This window comes from Streptomyces sp. So13.3, assembly GCF_005860785.2.
Taxonomy (GTDB): Bacteria; Actinomycetota; Actinomycetes; order Streptomycetales; family Streptomycetaceae; genus Actinacidiphila; species Actinacidiphila fildesensis.
On the sequence record NZ_CP048835.1, the window covers coordinates 2,308,012 to 2,322,765 of the forward strand.

Sequence of the window (14,754 nt, forward strand, 5' to 3'; positions counted from 1 at the left end):
CATGGAGACCGAACGTGAACGAGTCCGCGAATTCTTCGCCGCCAAGGCCGTGGGCTGGGAGAAGCGCTTCCCCGACGACGGTCCCGCCTACGCGGCGGCCGTCGCGGAACTGGGCCTGCGAGCCGGCCGGTCGGCCCTCGACGTGGGCTGCGGCACCGGCCGCGCACTGCCCCCGCTGCGAGCCGCCGTCGGCCCGGCGGGCACCGTGATCGGCGCCGATCTGACCCCGGAGATGCTGCACGAGGCGACCGCGCTCGGCCGCCACCGTTCCGGCGCGCTGATCGAGGCGGACAGCGCCCGTCTTCCGCTGCGCGACGCCTGCCTGGACGCCGTCTTCGCCGCCGGGCTGCTGCACCATCTGCCGGACGCGGCGGCCGGGCTGCGCGAGTTCGCCCGGGTCACCCGGCCCGGCGGCCGGCTCGCGCTCTTCCACCCGATCGGCCGCGCCGCGCTCGCCGCCCGGCGCGGCCATGAGCTGCACGAGGACGACGTCCGCGCGAAGCCCAACCTCCCCCCGCTGCTGACCGACGCGGGCTGGGAGCTGACGGTGTACGACGACTCCGAGGACCGGTACCTGGCCGTGGCTACGCGGGTGAACTGACCGCTGCCGAACCGGCCCCGGCGATCACCGCGGCGAACGCCTCGGGGTTGTCGAACATCATGTTGTGACCGGCGGCCGCCACCGTCTCGACCCCGACACCCGCAGCCACCAGTTCCGCCCGGCCGTCGACGTCCGGGCTCAACTCCCCCACCAGGAAGGTGCGGGGGATGTCCATGGCCAGCAGCATCGTCCGCATCGTGGGTTCGCTGCCCCGCGCCAGCCGGGTGGCGGTGCGGTGCAGCGCCACCGGGTCGGCGAGCCGCATCGTGGCTCCCCAGATCGGGCCCACCCGCTCCAGCACGGCGGCGAATCCACCGCCGTCCACGAACTCCCGCTCCTCGTACCGCGCGATACCGCTGCTGCCGGCTCCGACCGGCGGGTTCGGGTCGAGGTTGGCCTCGGCGAGCACCAGCCGGGCCACCAGGTCCGGGCGGCGGTGCGCCAGGACGATCGCGACCGCGCCGCCCATGCTGTGCCCGACGACCTCGGCGCCGCTCACACCGGCCGCTTCCAGGACCGCGGCGACCGCGTCGGCATGCTCCTCCAGCGAGTAGCCGAAGTCCGCGGGCCGGTCGCTGATCCCGAATCCGGGCAGATCGACGAAGAGCGAGTGCCGGCCGGCGAGCGCCGGATGCGCCGCGACATGGGCGAAGTACGGCCCGGAGGCCGAGCCGAGTCCATGCAGGTACACCCGCGCGGGGCCGTTGCCGGCCGCCTCCGTCCAGCGGATGAACGGCCGCCGCTCCTCCGCCGTACCGGCCGCTCCCTGTGCCGCCGGCCCGAATTCCGTCTGCCGCATGATCTGACTCCCCTTCGTCTGCGCCGGACAACGCGTCCACCGGACGATGCGACTATACATCGGTGCCGATGTATAGCGCTATCGATGTACACCGCTGCGCGTGACGATGCGGGAGAATGCCCTCATGCTGGAGCTCGCGATCCTCGGTTTTCTGTACGACGCCTCACTGCACGGCTATGAGCTGCGCAAACGCATCGCCGCCCTCACCGGGCACGTCAAGCCCGTCGCCGAGAGCACCCTGTATCCGGCCATCAAACGACTGGAGAAGGCGGGCTGGCTCCGGCGGGAGACACAGCCCGGCGCGGTCGCCGCTCCCCGCCATGTCCTCACCCTCACCGCCGAGGGCCGCACCGAACTGCGGCGGCGGCTGGCCGAGCCCGCGGAGCTCGATCTGAGCGACGAGAACCGCTGGTTCACCCTCCTCGCGTTCCTGCGCCACCTCGACGACGCCCGCCAGGAAGCCGCGGTGCTCCGCCGCCGGCTCGCCTTCCTGGAGCAGCCCGCCAGCTTCTTCTACGACGGCGACCGGCCGGTGCGGGCCGAGGAGCTCGACGATCCCTACCGCAGGGGCGTCCTCACCATCGCCCGCGCCACCAGCCGCGCCGAACTGGACTGGCTGCGCGGCACGTTGACGGAACTGGGCGACGATCCGGGCGCGAAGTAGCGGGAACGGCCCCGGACCGGCCCTACGCCGCGGGCAGGCCGAGCAAGGTGCGGGCCATGATCTCCGGCTCGGTTCCGTGTTCCCGGGCCAGCGTCAGCACCGCGCGCTGCGCGAGCTCGTTGACGCCGAACATCAGGGCGTCCGGGGCGACTCGGCCCACGGCCTCGTCGATCCGGTCCTGGTCGTCGGCGATGCAGGCCACCACATAGGTCGCGGCCGCGTCGAACAGGTTGTGCTCCAGCGGGGCCCGGTCGCCGGGACCCGCCGGGTCGGGTGCTCGCACCGGCAGTCTGAACACGTCGCCGATCCTGTGCAGCAGGCCGGGCATGTCAATCACCTCTCCCCGTCGCCGAGTCCGCGCTCTCCCCTGGGTTATCTCCGCTGCAGCGGGCGGGAACCCGGCTTACCGGGACGGCGGTCGGTGAAGGAGAGGTCGTAGCGGGTCAGGGCGCGCACCACGGGTTCGCCGGTGGCGGCCGCGTGCGCCAGGCGTTCGCGCACCTCGCGCGGGGTCCGCGGACGGAAGCCGGGACCGCCGCAGCAGGACGTGTGGAATCCGACCCCCGCGGTGAGGAGCACGGTGAGTGCCCGCCATGCCGGGGCGTCGCTCCGGCGGGGCGCCGCGAACGCGGAGCCGGCGTGGATCAGCCCGGCCGCGCAGCGCGGGCAGCGCCGGGCCCGCTCCGGCCCGTACTCCTGCTTGTAGGAGGCGCGGCACGGGAGGCAGACGTAGTGCGTGCGGTGGACACCCATACCCCGCAGGGTAAGGGGCGCCGCGCCTCCGTTCCGAGCGGTTTTTCCTCCGGGCGGGCCCCGCTATCGACGCGGACGTTACCCGCTGGTTAAGGTGCGCGGACCGAAGAGAGGGAGGGGCCCCGTGACCGATACGGACGACTACACGCAGCAGGACGACGACGCGTTGTTCGTGCTCACGGCGGCGATGCTGACGCCGGCGCAATTCCCGAGCGTGCTCGCCGACGACTACCCGCAGGCCTGCGAGGTGCTCGGCCTGGAGCCGGCGCGGGACGGTTACGGTCTGCTCTTCGGACAGGACGGCGGCGGGGCCCGGTGGACCGTCGCGATCACCGACACGGCCCTGGTCGCGTGCGCGCTGGCGGCCTGGGACTGCGGGCTGGAGTACGACCTCTCACCGGACGAGCGCTACGTCGCCGCGGCCCTGCCGGGCTGGCCGCTGCCGGTGGCGGTCGCCGCGCCGGGTGTGCCCGATCCGCACGATCCGTCGGAGGAGGAGGGCGGCCGGCCGCCACTGGCACCGCCCGACCTGGAGACCTGGGGCGGGGCGCAACGGCGGCTGGGCGCGGACGAGATCGCACTGCGGTGGTGGGCCTGGCGCGAACAGCTCACCGATGACGCCGTCGACGAGGTGGCGGCCGGGGACGAAGCAACGACCGAGGACGCTCCGGCGCCCGAGGACGGAGCGCCCGGCGACGCGACGGCCGGTGACGAGGCGACCGGTGAGGCGACCGCACCGGACGCGGCGCCCGATGCCGAAGCCGCTACCGACGAGGCCCCTACGGACGAGGACGCCACGGGCAACGCCTCCGCCGACGAGGACGCCACGGACGACGCGGTCGGGAGCGACGACGCCGGGACCGTGGCCCTGGCCGTGCACCATGCTGGCGTGCGCCGGGCGCTGGAGAGCGCGGAGGCGTATCTCAGCTCACCGCCGCCGCCCGGACGCGTCCGGGCCGCCCATGGAGCGGTGCGCGCGGACGGGCCCGGTTGGAGCCTGGTGGCGCGGACCGACGACATGGCGTTCGTACTCCTCGACGAGGAACCGGGCGAGGTCCATCCGGTCCGGCGCGGCCCGGCGCTGCCGGCCCTGCTGGACGCGCTGGACCGACTGGCCGCCCGGCCCGTCTGAGCGCACCGAGCCGCCCCATCGGCATCGATATATCGATACTCCAGCGCCCTCAACCAGCACCTCAGTGCCCCCGCAGTTCCGCCTCCACCTTGTCGGCGGCCTTGCGCGCCGCGACCAGCACCGGGTCCCAGACGGGAGAGAACGGCGGCGCGTAGCCGAGGTCGAGCGCTGTCATCCCGTCGACGGTCATGCCCGCGGTGAGGGCGACGGCGCCGATGTCGACGCGCTTGGCCGCGCCCTCGCGTCCGACGATCTGCAGACCGAGCAGCCGCCCTGTGCGGAGTTCCGCGAGCATCTTGACCGTCATGGTCGCGGCTCCCGGGTAGTAACCGGCCCGGCTGCTGGACTCGATGACGGCGGTGACGAAGCGCAGCCCCGCGGCCCGCGCCTGCGACTCCTTCAGACCGGTGCGGGCGATCTCGACGTCGCAGACCTTGCTGACGGCGGTACCGACGACGCCGGGGAAGGTGGCGTACCCGCCGCCGATGTTGATGCCGATGACCCGTCCGTGCTTGTTCGCGTGCGTGCCCAGCGCGATGTGTTGGTGGGTGCCGGAGACCAGGTTGAGGACCTCGACGCAGTCGCCGCCGGCCCAGACGCCCTCAGCGCCGTGCACCCGCATCGCCAGGTCGGTGAGCAGCCCGTCGTGCTCGCCGAGGGCGAGGCCCGCGTCCCGGGCGAGCGCGGTGTTGGGCCGGACGCCGAGCCCGAGCACCACGACGTCGGCCGGGTACTCGGCGTCCTCGGTCGCGACCGCCCGCACCCGGCCGTCGTCCCCGGTGAGCACCTTGCGCACCTCCGCGCCGGACACCACCTCGATGCCCATGCCCTCCATCGCCGCGCGCACGAGCCGGCCCATGTCGGGGTCGAGCGTGGACATCGGCTGCTCGCCCCGGTCGACCATGGTGACCTCCAGCCCGCGGCGGATCATGGCCTCGGCCATCTCGACGCCGATGTAGCCGCCTCCGACGACCACGGCCCGCCGTGCGTCGCCGCGTTCCAGGGTGCGCAGCACGGCCTCACCGTCGTCCAGGGTCTGCACGCCGTGCACCCCGTCCGCGTCGATGCCGGGAATCCGCGGCCGGGTGGGGACGGCGCCGGTGGCGATGACGAGCTGGTCGAACCCGGTCCAGGACTCGGCGCCGCCCGCCACTTCCCGGGTGCGCACCCGCCGCCGGTCGAGGTCGATCCCGACGGCCTCGGTGCCGAGCCGCAGGTCAATCCCGCGCTCGCGGTGCTCGGCGGCGGTCCGCGCGACCAGCGCGTCCGCCCCGTCGACCTCGCCACCGATCCAGTACGGGATGCCGCAGGCCGAGTAGGACGTGTGATGACCGCGCTCGAAGGCGATGATCTCCAGGTCGTCGGGGCCCCGGCGCCGGCGTGCCTGCGAGGCGGCCGACATCCCTGTCGCGTCCCCGCCGATGACGACCAGTCGTTCCGCCATGTCTCCCACGCTCCTTGTCAGCCTCCGCGGCCACCGCGACCCGCGCCACCGCATGATCACTCAACGGAACCCGGCCCCCGAGAGTTTCCCCGACCCGCCTGTCCGGGCGCGCCGAGGCTGCCGCACACTGGTGCGTCATGGAGCTGCAGATCACCGCGACCGCGCCCGAACACCCGGCGGCCCTCCTCGACCTGCCCTGGGGCATCCCGCTGGAGGAGTGGCCCGACGAGTACCTGGTCGCCCTGCCGCGCGGCATCTCGCGCCACGTGGTGCGGTTCGCCCGCGCCGGCGACGAGGTCGTCGCGGTGAAGGAGGTCGGCGAGTGGGCCGCCGTGCGCGAGTACGGGCTGCTGCGCGATCTCGACCGGATGGCGATACCCGCGGTCGACCCGGTCGCGGTGGTGACCGGCCGCACCAACGCGGACGGGGAGCCGCTGGAGCCGGTACTGATCACCCGGCACCTCAACGGTTCGCTGCCCTACCGGTCGATGTTCGAGACGACGATGCGGCCCGGCACCGTCAGCAGGCTCCTCGACGCCCTGGCCGTGCTGCTGGTCCGGCTGCATCTGACCGGCTTCGCGTGGGGCGACTGCAGCCTCTCCAACACGCTCTTCCGGCGGGACGCCGGAGCGTACGCCGCCTATCTGGTGGACGCCGAGACCGGCCAGATCCAGCCGAAGCTGACGCGCGGGCAGCGCGAGTACGACATCGAGGTCGCCCGGGTGAACATCTCGGGCGAGCTGATGGACCTGGAGGCGGGCGGCTCGCTGCACCCGTCGGTCGACCCGGTCCTGTTCGGCCAGGCGATCGCCGACCGGTACGAGGAACTGTGGCACGAGCTGACCCGGGAGTCGGTCTATCCGGTCGGCAAGCGGCACTACATCGACCGGCGCATCCGCCGCCTGAACGAACTCGGCTTCGACGTGGCCGAGATGCAGATCCAGCGGTCGCCGGACGGCGACGCCGTCACGTTCCTCCCCAAGGTCGTCGACGCGGGCCACCACCAGCGGCAGTTGCTGCGGCTGACCGGCATGGACGCCGAGGAGAACCAGGCGCGCAGCCTCCTGAACGACCTGGAGACCTGGATGGCCTCGCAGGACGACTACACGCCGGGCGACCCGCTCGGCGCGCGTCCTGAGGTCCTCGCGCACCGCTGGGTCCGCGAGGTCTTCCGGCCGACGGTCCGGGCGGTCCCGCAGGAGCTGCGGGCCTCCCTGGACACCGCCCAGGTGTTCCACGAGCTCCTGGAGCACCGCTGGTTCCTGTCCGAGCAGGCCCAGCACGACGTGGGTCTCGACGCCGCCATCGAGGACTACGTACGCGTCGCGGCCGCCGGCCGGTCGGCGGCCGGCCATCTCGGGCCCGCCGCCACCGAGGCGGAGACCGACGACGGGAACGGTGACGGCAGCGCCCCCGTCACCGGCCCGTAGCCGTCAGGTCCGAGCGTCCGACGGGTGCGCCGGATCCGCCGCGAGCCGGGTGCGGGCCTCCATGAGCGCGAAGCCGAGCAGGTTGAGGCCGCGCCAGCGGGCCGGGTCCTGGGCGCGTTCGTCGTCGCCGGCCAGTCCGATGCCCCAGATCCGGTCGAGCGGACTGGCCTCGACGAGCACCCGCTCGTTCGTGCCGAGCAAGTAGTCGCGTAGTTCGGGGTGTTGCCCGAACTTGGCCACGCTGCCCTCGACGACGAGCTCGAAGCGCTCCCGCTGCCAGGTCGCGTCGTCGAAACCGCGCACCGAACGCCCCGCGGCCTTGGCGGCCTTGGGGTGAACGGCCGTCACGGCGGCGCGCTCCGCCTCCGCGTCGCCGAAGAGGCGGGCCTTGCCGGCCATCATCCAGTGCTCGGCGGTGGCGTACTCGACGCCGTTCACGGTGAAGGGCGACGGCCACCACTGGCTGAAGCAACCGGCGCCGACGCTGCCGTCGCGCTGCGGCTGATGGCCCCAGAAGTGGACGTACTTGACGCGCCGGCCGAGCCGGGCGTACTCGATCAGGTCCTCGACGGACCGGGCGCCGGCGGCCGTTTCCGCTTCCGCCATGTCACACACGCTCCAGCGGCCGGTGCGGGCCCTCGGGCAGTTCGACCTCGATCGGGTCGCCGGGGTGCACCTCGCCCTCGGAGAGCACGATGCCCATGATCCCTGCCCTGCGGATCAGCTCGCCCGCCTCGTCGCGGAAGACGACTTCCTTGAGCAGGCCGGTGCGGAAGTGCTCGATCTGCAGGCACGGGTTGCGCAGTCCGGTGATCTCGACGACCGCCTCCGCACCGAGCCGCAGCCGGGCGCCGACCGGCAGGCCGAGCAGGTCCAGCTGACGGGTGGTGATGTTCTCGCCCAGGTCGCCGGGGGCGACGTCGTAACCGGCGGTCCGCAGCTCGTCGAAGAGCTCGGCGTGGATCAGATGGACCTGGCGCAGGTTGGGCTGTGTCGGGTCCTGGGCAACGCGGGACCGGTGCTGGACCGTCACGCCCAAGTGGGCGTCGCCCTCCACACCGAGACCGGCGAGCAGCCGGATGCTCTCCTCGTTCGGCTTGGTGAAGTGGTGCTCCGCACTGCGGCTGACCGCCGTGACCGTCCCGCCCATGAGCCGTTGCCCCCTCGACCGGTGGATGATTCCACGATCACCCTACTCTCGGCGAGGGGCAGGTCAGCGGCCTATTTCCCGGCGGGAGATCCTCTTGAGCCGACGCCGCTGCGAGGGATCGAGCGTCAGATACGCGGCCACCGGAACACCGATGACCACCAGCAGTGCGAGCCAGAAGGGGACGCCCAGAATCAGCAGGACGATCCCTATGCCCACTCCGCCGATGGCGAGCTTCGCACGATTGGACATCTTCCCCGCCTCCGTCCGCGGCACATGCCGCGCTTGTCAGGAAGAACGCCCAGTGGTCCGTCCTGGTTCCCGGATCCGGCTCACCAGGGCAGCGGCCGGTCCAGCCGTACACGTACCAGGGTAGTCCGCACACCGCTGTCGGCCAGGCGTCCGGCGGCGTCGAACGCTCCCGGGCCGTCCGTCATGCCGAAGTCGTTGTCGTTGATCAGGACGAGCGTGGAGCGGTCGACGACGGCGACGCCCTCGATCTTCTGCGGCACGCCCGGGACCGTGTTCAGGTCCACGACGAGCTTTTTCGCCAGGACCGGCACCCCGGCCGCGGCCGGGTCGGCGAGCTGCTCCAGCGAGGGCGCGGTCGCGGGGTCGTCCCAGGACCGGCCGAGGACGTTGTCCCGGCCGCGCAGCGTGACCAGGTGCAGCCGGGCCGCCTTGTCGGTGCGCTCCTCGACGAGCAGCCGGTCCCGGCCGACGGCGACGACCGAGGAGATCCTCAGCTCGGCGGGGTCGGTCTCGCTCGGGTCGACGACGTTCACCGGGTCGAAGCGGTAGACGTACTCGGCGGTGACCGCTCGGTGGCGCGGCGAGAAGCGCAGCAGGCGGGTGGTCAGCGAGGTCTCGCCCGCGGTCTTGTCCGGGTTGGACAGCGGGCTCTGCACGGCCATCACCAGGTCACCGCCGGGCAGCAGGGTGAGCCCTTCGAAGCCGCGGTTGGCCTTGCGCTGGAGCAGGATCGCCGGAAGCGATTCGACGACCGGGTAGTCGGCACCGGTCAGCCCGAGCCCCTTGGGCACGTAGCGGACCAGCACCCGGCCCTTCGCCGAGACGTGGACCAGCGAGGGGCCGTACTCGTCGACGAGCCAGAAGGTGCCGTCGTCCGCCCGGACGATGCCCTCGGTGTCGAGCCCGTTCGGGTTGTACGCCAGCGGGGTCGACGCGTCGTAGGTGAAGGGCGCCTCGTCCCGCGACGCCTGGTCCGACAGCCCGGTGACGGGCGCGCCGTGCGAGGTCGTGACGGGGATCGACGTCAGTACCTTGAGGGTGTCGCCGACGACCTTCACCTTGACGATCGCCGGGTCGAACCCCGGCACGGGGAACGTACGCCGCTTGTCCTTGCCGACCTTGATCTGGCCGTTGGGTCCCCGGTCGGTGACGGTCCAGTACTCACCAGGACGTCCCGCCGGGAAGATGTCACTGCCGATGCCGCCGAGCTTCACCCCGCGGTCGTCCCCGACCGTGCCGGGCAGCAGGCGGTTGCTGAACGTCCCCAGCGGGATGGCGGGCAGGGTGGCGGTGCCGGTGACCCGCGCGGCCGGACGGTGCGCGGCGGGCGCGCCGTCGGCCTGGCCGGGCAGCCCGAGGGCGGCGAGCGCGGCGACCGGGATCACCACCGCCACCGGACGACGCAGAGAACGCAGAGCCATCGGACCTCCCCAGAACGCCAGTACGTCAAGCGCCCCAAGGCTCTGCGGTCTGGCCCAACGCGGCCCCACGTTCCGGTGAACTCCCGCCCAGCACTGGACGAACGGCACCGCCCGCCAGGGCCCTGCCGCTCAGGACACGACGTCCTTCGTCCGGAATCCGCGGAAGGCGAGGGCGGTCAGCACCAGGGCGTAGGAGACGGAGACCGCGGCGCCCTGGATCATGCCGGACCATTCGAGGTGCGGCTGGAGGGCGTCGGCCCAGGAGTACTGCCAGTGGGCGGGGAGCAGATCGCGCCAGGAGCCGAGCGCGGTGACGGCGTCCAGGACGTTGCCGACGATGGTGAGCCCGACGGCTCCGCCGACGGCTCCGAGCGGGGCGTCGGTGATTGTCGAGAGCCAGAAGGCGAGCGCCGCGGTGACCAGCTGGCTGACGAAGATGAACGTGATGACGATGCCCAGCCGCGGCAGCGCCGTGGCGGAGGGCAGGGATCCGCCGGTGGGAATCTGCAGATCGCCCCAGCCGTAGGCGACGGTGCCGGCCGCGAGGGCGACGACGGGCAGCAGGAGCATCGCCGCCGCGCTGAAGCCGAGCGCCACCAGGAACTTGCTGGTGAGCAGCCGCATCCGGGGCACCGGCGCGGCCAGCAGATAGCGCAGCGAGGACCAGCTGGCCTCCGAGGCGATGGTGTCGCCGCAGAACAGCGCCACCGGCACCACCAGCAGGAAGCCCGCAGAGACGAACAGGCAGGTGGCGGCGAAGTTGGCGCCGGAGGCGGTCGCGGTGTCGATGAGGGAGGGCCCGTTGCGGCTGTCGCTGCCGTCGGGCTGGCCGCCGATGGCGAAGGCCGCGATGAGGATGAAGGGCAGTGCGGCGAGCACCGCGCCGACCACGAGGGTGCGCCGCCGCCGCAACTGCCGCATCGCCTCCACCCAAAGCGGCAGGGTGCGCCGCGGGTGGTAGCCGGGGGCCGTGGAGGTGGCGGGAGCGGAGGCCGGGGAAGGTGCCGAGGCGGTGGCGCTCATGCGTTGCCTCCGATGAGGGTGAGGAAGGCGTCCTCCAGGCGGCGCTGCGGTCCGACCCGCGTGACCGGGACGTCCAGCCGGACGAGTTCGACGAGGAGTTGCGGGACGGTCATCCCGTCGAGGGCGATGAGCAGGCCGTCGTCGCCGCGCACCGCGCCGGACAGCCCCGGCAGCTCGGCGACCTTCTCCAGGACCCCTTCGGGCAGTTCGCCCTCGACCCCGACGAGCAGGGTGTCGGCGGAGCCGGTGATCTGCCCGACCGGGCCCGCGGTGATCAGCCGTCCGCGGTCCATCACGACGAGGTGGGTGCAGCTCTGCTCGACCTCGGCGAGCAGATGGCTGGAGACGATCACGGTGCGGCCCTCGGCCGCGTACCGGATGAGCACCTCGCGCATCTCGCGGATCTGCGGCGGGTCGAGGCCGTTGGTCGGCTCGTCCAGGATCAGCAGGTCCGGCATGCCGAGCATCGCCTGCGCGATGGCGAGCCGCTGCCGCATGCCCTGCGAGTAGGTGCGGACCGCCCGGCGCAGCGCGTCGCCGAGGCCGGCGATCTCCAGCGCCTCCTCGAAGTGCGCGTCCTGCGCGGGCCGGCCGGTGGCCTGCCAGTACAGGTCGAGGTTGGCGCGCCCCGACAGGTGCGGCAGGAAGCCCGCGCCCTCGACGAACGAGCCGACCCGGGACAGCACCGGCGCACCGGGCCTGATGGCCTCGCCGAAGACCCGGATCTCGCCGCCGTCGGGACGGATCAGCCCCATCAGCATCCGCAGTGTGGTGGTCTTTCCGGCGCCGTTGGGGCCGAGGAGTCCGAGCACCTGGCCGCGTTCGACACGGAACGTCAGATCGCGGACGGCGTAGCGGTCGGCGGACTTGGCGTACTTCTTGCTCAGGTCGGTGATCTGCAGCGGTACCCCGGACAGCGCCGGGTCGGGGGCCGGGGTCCGCACCCGGCGGCGGCCGGTGAGGAGCAGCAGCGCGGCGACGACGGCCGCGCCGAGCGGCATGCCCCAGGTCCACCACGGCAGCCCGGCGGCCGCGGTGGCGACCCCGGGGGCGGTCGGCAGCGTCAGCGCGGGAGCGGTGAGCGAGACCGTGTACGTGGCGGCCGGGGCCGGTGAGGCGTAGGCGAGGTCGGTACTGGCCAGGACGAGGCGCAGCCGGTGGCCGGCCGCGAACTGGTGGTCGACAGCGGGCAGCCGCAGCTCCACGCTGCTGCCGCCGGCCGAACCGCCGACGCGTACCGGGGTGACGAGTTGCGCGGGCAGCGACTGGCGGCCGTCCGCGGAGACGTCGTAGAGCTTCGCGAAGAGGACCGCGTCGTCCGCCGCGGTCCTGACGCGCACGGTGACGGTGGGCGAGCCGGTGACGCGGATCCCGGAGGCGAGCGGGGCCGAGTCGAAGTGCGCCGACTGGCCGGGGAAGTCCAGCGAGATGCCCGCGCCGAGGCTGGACAGCTGAGAGAGGCCGCCGATGCCCGGGAGCGAGGAGATCGCGGGCGGGCTGCCGCCCGCGGGGTTGGCGATGGTCTGCTCGCCGCCGGTGAGCGGGACCGTACGGGACGAGGTGCCGGCCAGGCCCGGGTAGCGGTCCGCGGTCGCGCCGCGCAACACGGCGCGGCCGTCGGTGGAGTTCACCCCGCCGGTGCGGGTCACCCGGAAGGCCGGTCCGGTGCCGGCCGAGGTGTCGCCCTTGAGGTAGCGGTCGAACCAGGCGGCGACCCGGCCGTCCACCCGGGCGGTCTCCAGGTCGCCGCCGTCGTGGCCGCCGGAGATCCAGTCGACGTCGACGGGCGCGCCGTTCGCGGTGATCGCCTTCGCCATGGCGTCGGCCTGGCCGAGCGGGAAGAGCGAGTCGCTCTGGCCCTGCACGATCAGGGTCGGCACCTTGATGCGGTCCGCGACGGCGGACGGGCTGAGCTTGTCCAGCATGGCGCGGGCGTCCGCGTCGGGCTTCCCGGCGACGGCGACCCGCTGGTACATCGCGCAGACGGCCGGCGCGAAGCGTCCGCACGCCGGATCGCCGGCCCGTGCGCCGCTGGAGAAGAAGATCCCGGCCCAGAGCTTCTTGTAGACGTCCCCGGGGAAGAGCGAGTCGGCGAGGTTCCAGTAGGTGATCTGCGGGGCGATGGCGTCGATCCGCCGGTCGTACCCCGCGGCGAGCAGCGAGATCGCCCCGCCGTAGGACGCCCCGGCGACCCCGACCCGGGGGTCGCCCGCCGCGTCGAGCCGTACCTCGGGCCGCTTGGCGAGCCAGTCGACGAGCCGGCTCACATCGGCGACCTCACCGTCCGGCGCGTTGAGGCCGATGGTGCCGGTGGACTTCCCGAAGCCGCGGGCGGACCAGGTGAGCACGGCGTAGCCCCGGCGGGCCAGGTCCTCGGCCTGGTCGCGCATGTCGTCCTTGCTGCCGCCGAAGCCGTGTCCGAGCAGCACGGCGGGGCGGCGCTGCGTCCCGCCGGAGGTGAAGAACGACGTGTCGAGCCGCTCCCCCTGCCCGGGGAGCATCGCGTCCTCCTGGTGCACGGCGGTGCCGGACGAGGCGGCCGACGACGCCACCGCCCACGTTCCGGCGCCACCGAGCAGGGCGAGCACCACCGCGCCGGTGAGCAACCGCTTGCGCCGCGGCAGTCGAAGATCCATGGTCCGATCCTACGGTCGCCACCACGGCCGGCCTCGAACCGGCCGTGGGATTCCCCGCGTATTCACAGACACCGCGGCAGTGGGCCCCGGACGGCCGCCTCCCTTGACTTCTCGAACGGCCCGTGCGATCCATGGCGGTTCCGACCGCCCAACGGCCCCTCGGGGGCCGCGAAGTACCGGGAGCCGCATGCTGACGCTCACCGAAATCTCCGACCGGCTGGAGATACAGGACCTGATGGTCGACTACTGCCACGCCGTCGACACCCGGCAATGGGACCTGCTCGACGAGGTGTTCGCCGCGGGCGCCGTCATCGACTACACCGCGACCGGCGGGCCACGCGGCACCCTCCCGGAGATCAAGGACTTCCTCGGCTCCGTGATGGGGCGGTTCCCCGCCTACCAGCACCTCCTGGGCAACGCCTCGATCCGGCTCGACGGCGACACCGCGACCGGCCGCACCATGTGCCACAACCCGCTGGTCCTGCCCGGCGACCAGGGCGCGGCGGACGGCGGGGTACTGCACTGCGGTATGTGGTACATCGATGCTTTCGTCCGCGTCGGCGGCGCCTGGCGTATCGCTGAGCGCTTCCAGGAGAAGTCGTACATGCACTTCGCGCCGGGCGGGCCCCGGCAGCCGAAGTCGTCCCGTCAGGCGGCCGGCTGACGAAGAGGTCCGACGAAAAGGGCCCGCACCCCTGGACAGTCCAGGAGTACGGGCCCTCCGACGCGCTACGGGGATTCCGCCTGCGGGTGGGAACTGGTGGATCAGCTGTGCGAGGAGCGGCGCTTGCGGTTCATGAAGAGCAGGCCCGCACCGGCGGCCACGACGGCCGCGGCGATGCCGCCGATGATCGGCGTGGAGCTGGAACCACCGGTCTCCGCCAGGTTGGTCGGCGGGGTGGACTGGCTCGGCTTGACGACGGGCGCGCTCGACGTCGGCGTGGCCGGCGGGGTGGACGGCTTCGTGGACGGCGCCGTGGTGGGCGGAGTCTTGGGCGGGGTGGACTCGTCACCCTTGCAGGGAGCGACCGTCTTGGTCTCGTCCTTGTCGAAGTTGTGCTTGTCCGACGTGTCGCCCGCCTTGACGACGAGGTGCACGGACACGTCCTGACCGTGCTTCGCCAGGTCCAGCGTCTTGTGGAAGGAGCTCTTGAAGCTGGTCTTCGCCAGCAGGTCCTTGCCGTCCACGGTGATCGTGACGGTGTTCTCGACCTTGCTGTTGTACTGCGTGAGGTCGACGGTGACCTTGTCGCAGGTGACCGACCAGACCGGCGTGTGCGCCGATGCCGGAGTGGCGAGAACGCCCGTTCCGACGAGTGCCGCGAAACTGACGGCGGCTATCGCACCGGTACGAACCCGGCCGTGGTGCTCTATCTGCATGAATCCTCCATGAACTTCCCTTGGCGGCAGCCCCGTTCAACCGCGCGTGTGCGAGACGCGGACCCTACACCC

General features: G+C 72.7%; 16 protein-coding genes. 5 read left to right on the forward strand and 11 right to left on the reverse strand.

Going from position 1 to position 14,754, the window contains the following annotated elements; all coding sequences use genetic code 11:
* Position 1 precedes the first annotated feature (1 nt).
* A complete protein-coding gene (locus tag C8250_RS10440; protein ID WP_138353087.1) occupies positions 2–601 on the forward strand; it encodes a class I SAM-dependent methyltransferase in 600 nt (199 codons plus the stop codon).
* Here the strand turns inward: C8250_RS10440 and C8250_RS10445 are convergent.
* Positions 585–1,400 carry an alpha/beta hydrolase gene (locus tag C8250_RS10445; protein ID WP_138353086.1) on the reverse strand — a complete coding sequence of 272 codons (816 nt, stop codon included), beginning with the start codon at positions 1,398–1,400 and terminating at the stop codon, positions 585–587. The two genes, C8250_RS10440 and C8250_RS10445, sit on opposite strands and share 17 nt — an antisense overlap.
* A 124-nt stretch (positions 1,401–1,524) precedes the next feature.
* Here C8250_RS10445 and C8250_RS10450 point away from each other — a divergent pair, with 124 nt between their 5' ends.
* A complete protein-coding gene (locus C8250_RS10450; RefSeq protein ID WP_138353129.1) occupies positions 1,525–2,064 on the forward strand; it encodes a PadR family transcriptional regulator in 540 nt (179 codons plus the stop codon).
* Between the two features lie 22 nt (positions 2,065–2,086).
* Here C8250_RS10450 and C8250_RS10455 read toward each other — a convergent pair whose 3' ends face one another.
* Positions 2,087–2,392, reverse strand: a complete 306-nt coding sequence (locus C8250_RS10455) for a hypothetical protein (RefSeq protein ID WP_232485046.1) — start codon at positions 2,390–2,392, stop codon at positions 2,087–2,089.
* A gap of 44 nt (positions 2,393–2,436) precedes the next feature.
* On the reverse strand, positions 2,437–2,817 hold the full coding sequence (locus tag C8250_RS10460) for a deoxyxylulose-5-phosphate synthase (protein WP_138353085.1): 381 nt from the start codon (positions 2,815–2,817) through the stop codon (positions 2,437–2,439).
* A 187-nt stretch (positions 2,818–3,004) separates the two neighbouring features.
* On the opposite strand from C8250_RS10460, the gene C8250_RS10465 reads away from it, so the two are divergent.
* Positions 3,005–3,949, forward strand: a complete 945-nt coding sequence (locus C8250_RS10465) for a hypothetical protein (RefSeq protein ID WP_244809807.1) — start codon at positions 3,005–3,007, stop codon at positions 3,947–3,949.
* 61 nt (positions 3,950–4,010) lie between these two features.
* Here the strand turns inward: C8250_RS10465 and C8250_RS10470 are convergent, their stop codons facing one another.
* Positions 4,011–5,393 (reverse strand): FAD-dependent oxidoreductase, encoded by a 1,383-nt coding sequence (locus tag C8250_RS10470; protein WP_138353083.1) that lies wholly within the window; start codon positions 5,391–5,393, stop codon positions 4,011–4,013.
* Positions 5,394–5,530: 137 nt separating this feature from the next.
* Here C8250_RS10470 and C8250_RS10475 point away from each other — a divergent pair, with 137 nt between their 5' ends.
* The gene (locus C8250_RS10475) at positions 5,531–6,823 is read left to right on the forward strand and encodes a DUF4032 domain-containing protein (protein WP_138353082.1); all 1,293 of its coding nucleotides are present in this window, start codon (positions 5,531–5,533) and stop codon (positions 6,821–6,823) included.
* A 3-nt stretch (positions 6,824–6,826) separates the two neighbouring features.
* Here C8250_RS10475 and C8250_RS10480 read toward each other — a convergent pair whose 3' ends face one another.
* From C8250_RS10480 to C8250_RS10505, 6 genes are all read right to left on the reverse strand, one after another.
* Positions 6,827–7,429, reverse strand: coding sequence for an NADAR family protein (locus C8250_RS10480; protein ID WP_138353081.1), 603 nt, complete (start codon positions 7,427–7,429; stop codon positions 6,827–6,829).
* Between the two features lies 1 nt (position 7,430).
* On the reverse strand, positions 7,431–7,973 hold the full coding sequence (locus tag C8250_RS10485; RefSeq protein ID WP_138353080.1) for an MOSC domain-containing protein: 543 nt from the start codon (positions 7,971–7,973) through the stop codon (positions 7,431–7,433).
* A 63-nt stretch (positions 7,974–8,036) separates the two neighbouring features.
* On the reverse strand, positions 8,037–8,222 hold the full coding sequence (locus tag C8250_RS10490) for a hypothetical protein (RefSeq protein WP_138353079.1): 186 nt from the start codon (positions 8,220–8,222) through the stop codon (positions 8,037–8,039).
* An 80-nt stretch (positions 8,223–8,302) separates the two neighbouring features.
* On the reverse strand, positions 8,303–9,643 hold the full coding sequence (locus tag C8250_RS10495; RefSeq protein WP_138353078.1) for an esterase-like activity of phytase family protein: 1,341 nt from the start codon (positions 9,641–9,643) through the stop codon (positions 8,303–8,305).
* A gap of 129 nt (positions 9,644–9,772) precedes the next feature.
* Entirely contained in the window at positions 9,773–10,666 is an 894-nt protein-coding gene (locus tag C8250_RS10500) for an ABC transporter permease (protein WP_138353077.1), read from the reverse strand.
* Positions 10,663–13,302, reverse strand: coding sequence for an alpha/beta fold hydrolase (locus C8250_RS10505; protein WP_187144808.1), 2,640 nt, complete (start codon positions 13,300–13,302; stop codon positions 10,663–10,665). The genes C8250_RS10500 and C8250_RS10505 overlap by 4 nt, the downstream gene beginning before the upstream one ends.
* A gap of 187 nt (positions 13,303–13,489) precedes the next feature.
* Here C8250_RS10505 and C8250_RS10510 point away from each other — a divergent pair, with 187 nt between their 5' ends.
* Positions 13,490–13,966 (forward strand): nuclear transport factor 2 family protein, encoded by a 477-nt coding sequence (locus tag C8250_RS10510; protein ID WP_138353076.1) that lies wholly within the window; start codon positions 13,490–13,492, stop codon positions 13,964–13,966.
* Positions 13,967–14,067: 101 nt separating this feature from the next.
* Here C8250_RS10510 and C8250_RS10515 read toward each other — a convergent pair whose 3' ends face one another.
* Entirely contained in the window at positions 14,068–14,682 is a 615-nt protein-coding gene (locus C8250_RS10515) for an LAETG motif-containing sortase-dependent surface protein (RefSeq protein WP_138353075.1), read from the reverse strand.
* Positions 14,683–14,754: the final 72 nt, after the last annotated feature.

Coding starts and splice junctions, on each gene's coding strand:
- C8250_RS10445 (WP_138353086.1), bottom strand. CDS start 1,400: ATGCGGCAGACGGAATTCGGGCCGGCGGCACAGGGAGCGGCCGGTACG.
- C8250_RS10485 (WP_138353080.1), bottom strand. CDS start 7,973: ATGGGCGGGACGGTCACGGCGGTCAGCCGCAGTGCGGAGCACCACTTC.
- C8250_RS10450 (WP_138353129.1), top strand. CDS start 1,525: ATGCTGGAGCTCGCGATCCTCGGTTTTCTGTACGACGCCTCACTGCAC.
- C8250_RS10490 (WP_138353079.1), bottom strand. CDS start 8,222: ATGTCCAATCGTGCGAAGCTCGCCATCGGCGGAGTGGGCATAGGGATC.
- C8250_RS10510 (WP_138353076.1), top strand. CDS start 13,490: ATGCTGACGCTCACCGAAATCTCCGACCGGCTGGAGATACAGGACCTG.
- C8250_RS10455 (WP_232485046.1), bottom strand. CDS start 2,392: ATGCCCGGCCTGCTGCACAGGATCGGCGACGTGTTCAGACTGCCGGTG.
- C8250_RS10465 (WP_244809807.1), top strand. CDS start 3,005: ATGCTGACGCCGGCGCAATTCCCGAGCGTGCTCGCCGACGACTACCCG.
- C8250_RS10440 (WP_138353087.1), top strand. CDS start 2: ATGGAGACCGAACGTGAACGAGTCCGCGAATTCTTCGCCGCCAAGGCC.
- C8250_RS10460 (WP_138353085.1), bottom strand. CDS start 2,817: ATGGGTGTCCACCGCACGCACTACGTCTGCCTCCCGTGCCGCGCCTCC.
- C8250_RS10495 (WP_138353078.1), bottom strand. CDS start 9,643: ATGGCTCTGCGTTCTCTGCGTCGTCCGGTGGCGGTGGTGATCCCGGTC.
- C8250_RS10475 (WP_138353082.1), top strand. CDS start 5,531: ATGGAGCTGCAGATCACCGCGACCGCGCCCGAACACCCGGCGGCCCTC.
- C8250_RS10480 (WP_138353081.1), bottom strand. CDS start 7,429: ATGGCGGAAGCGGAAACGGCCGCCGGCGCCCGGTCCGTCGAGGACCTG.
- C8250_RS10470 (WP_138353083.1), bottom strand. CDS start 5,393: ATGGCGGAACGACTGGTCGTCATCGGCGGGGACGCGACAGGGATGTCG.
- C8250_RS10500 (WP_138353077.1), bottom strand. CDS start 10,666: ATGAGCGCCACCGCCTCGGCACCTTCCCCGGCCTCCGCTCCCGCCACC.
- C8250_RS10505 (WP_187144808.1), bottom strand. CDS start 13,302: ATGGATCTTCGACTGCCGCGGCGCAAGCGGTTGCTCACCGGCGCGGTG.
- C8250_RS10515 (WP_138353075.1), bottom strand. CDS start 14,682: ATGCAGATAGAGCACCACGGCCGGGTTCGTACCGGTGCGATAGCCGCC.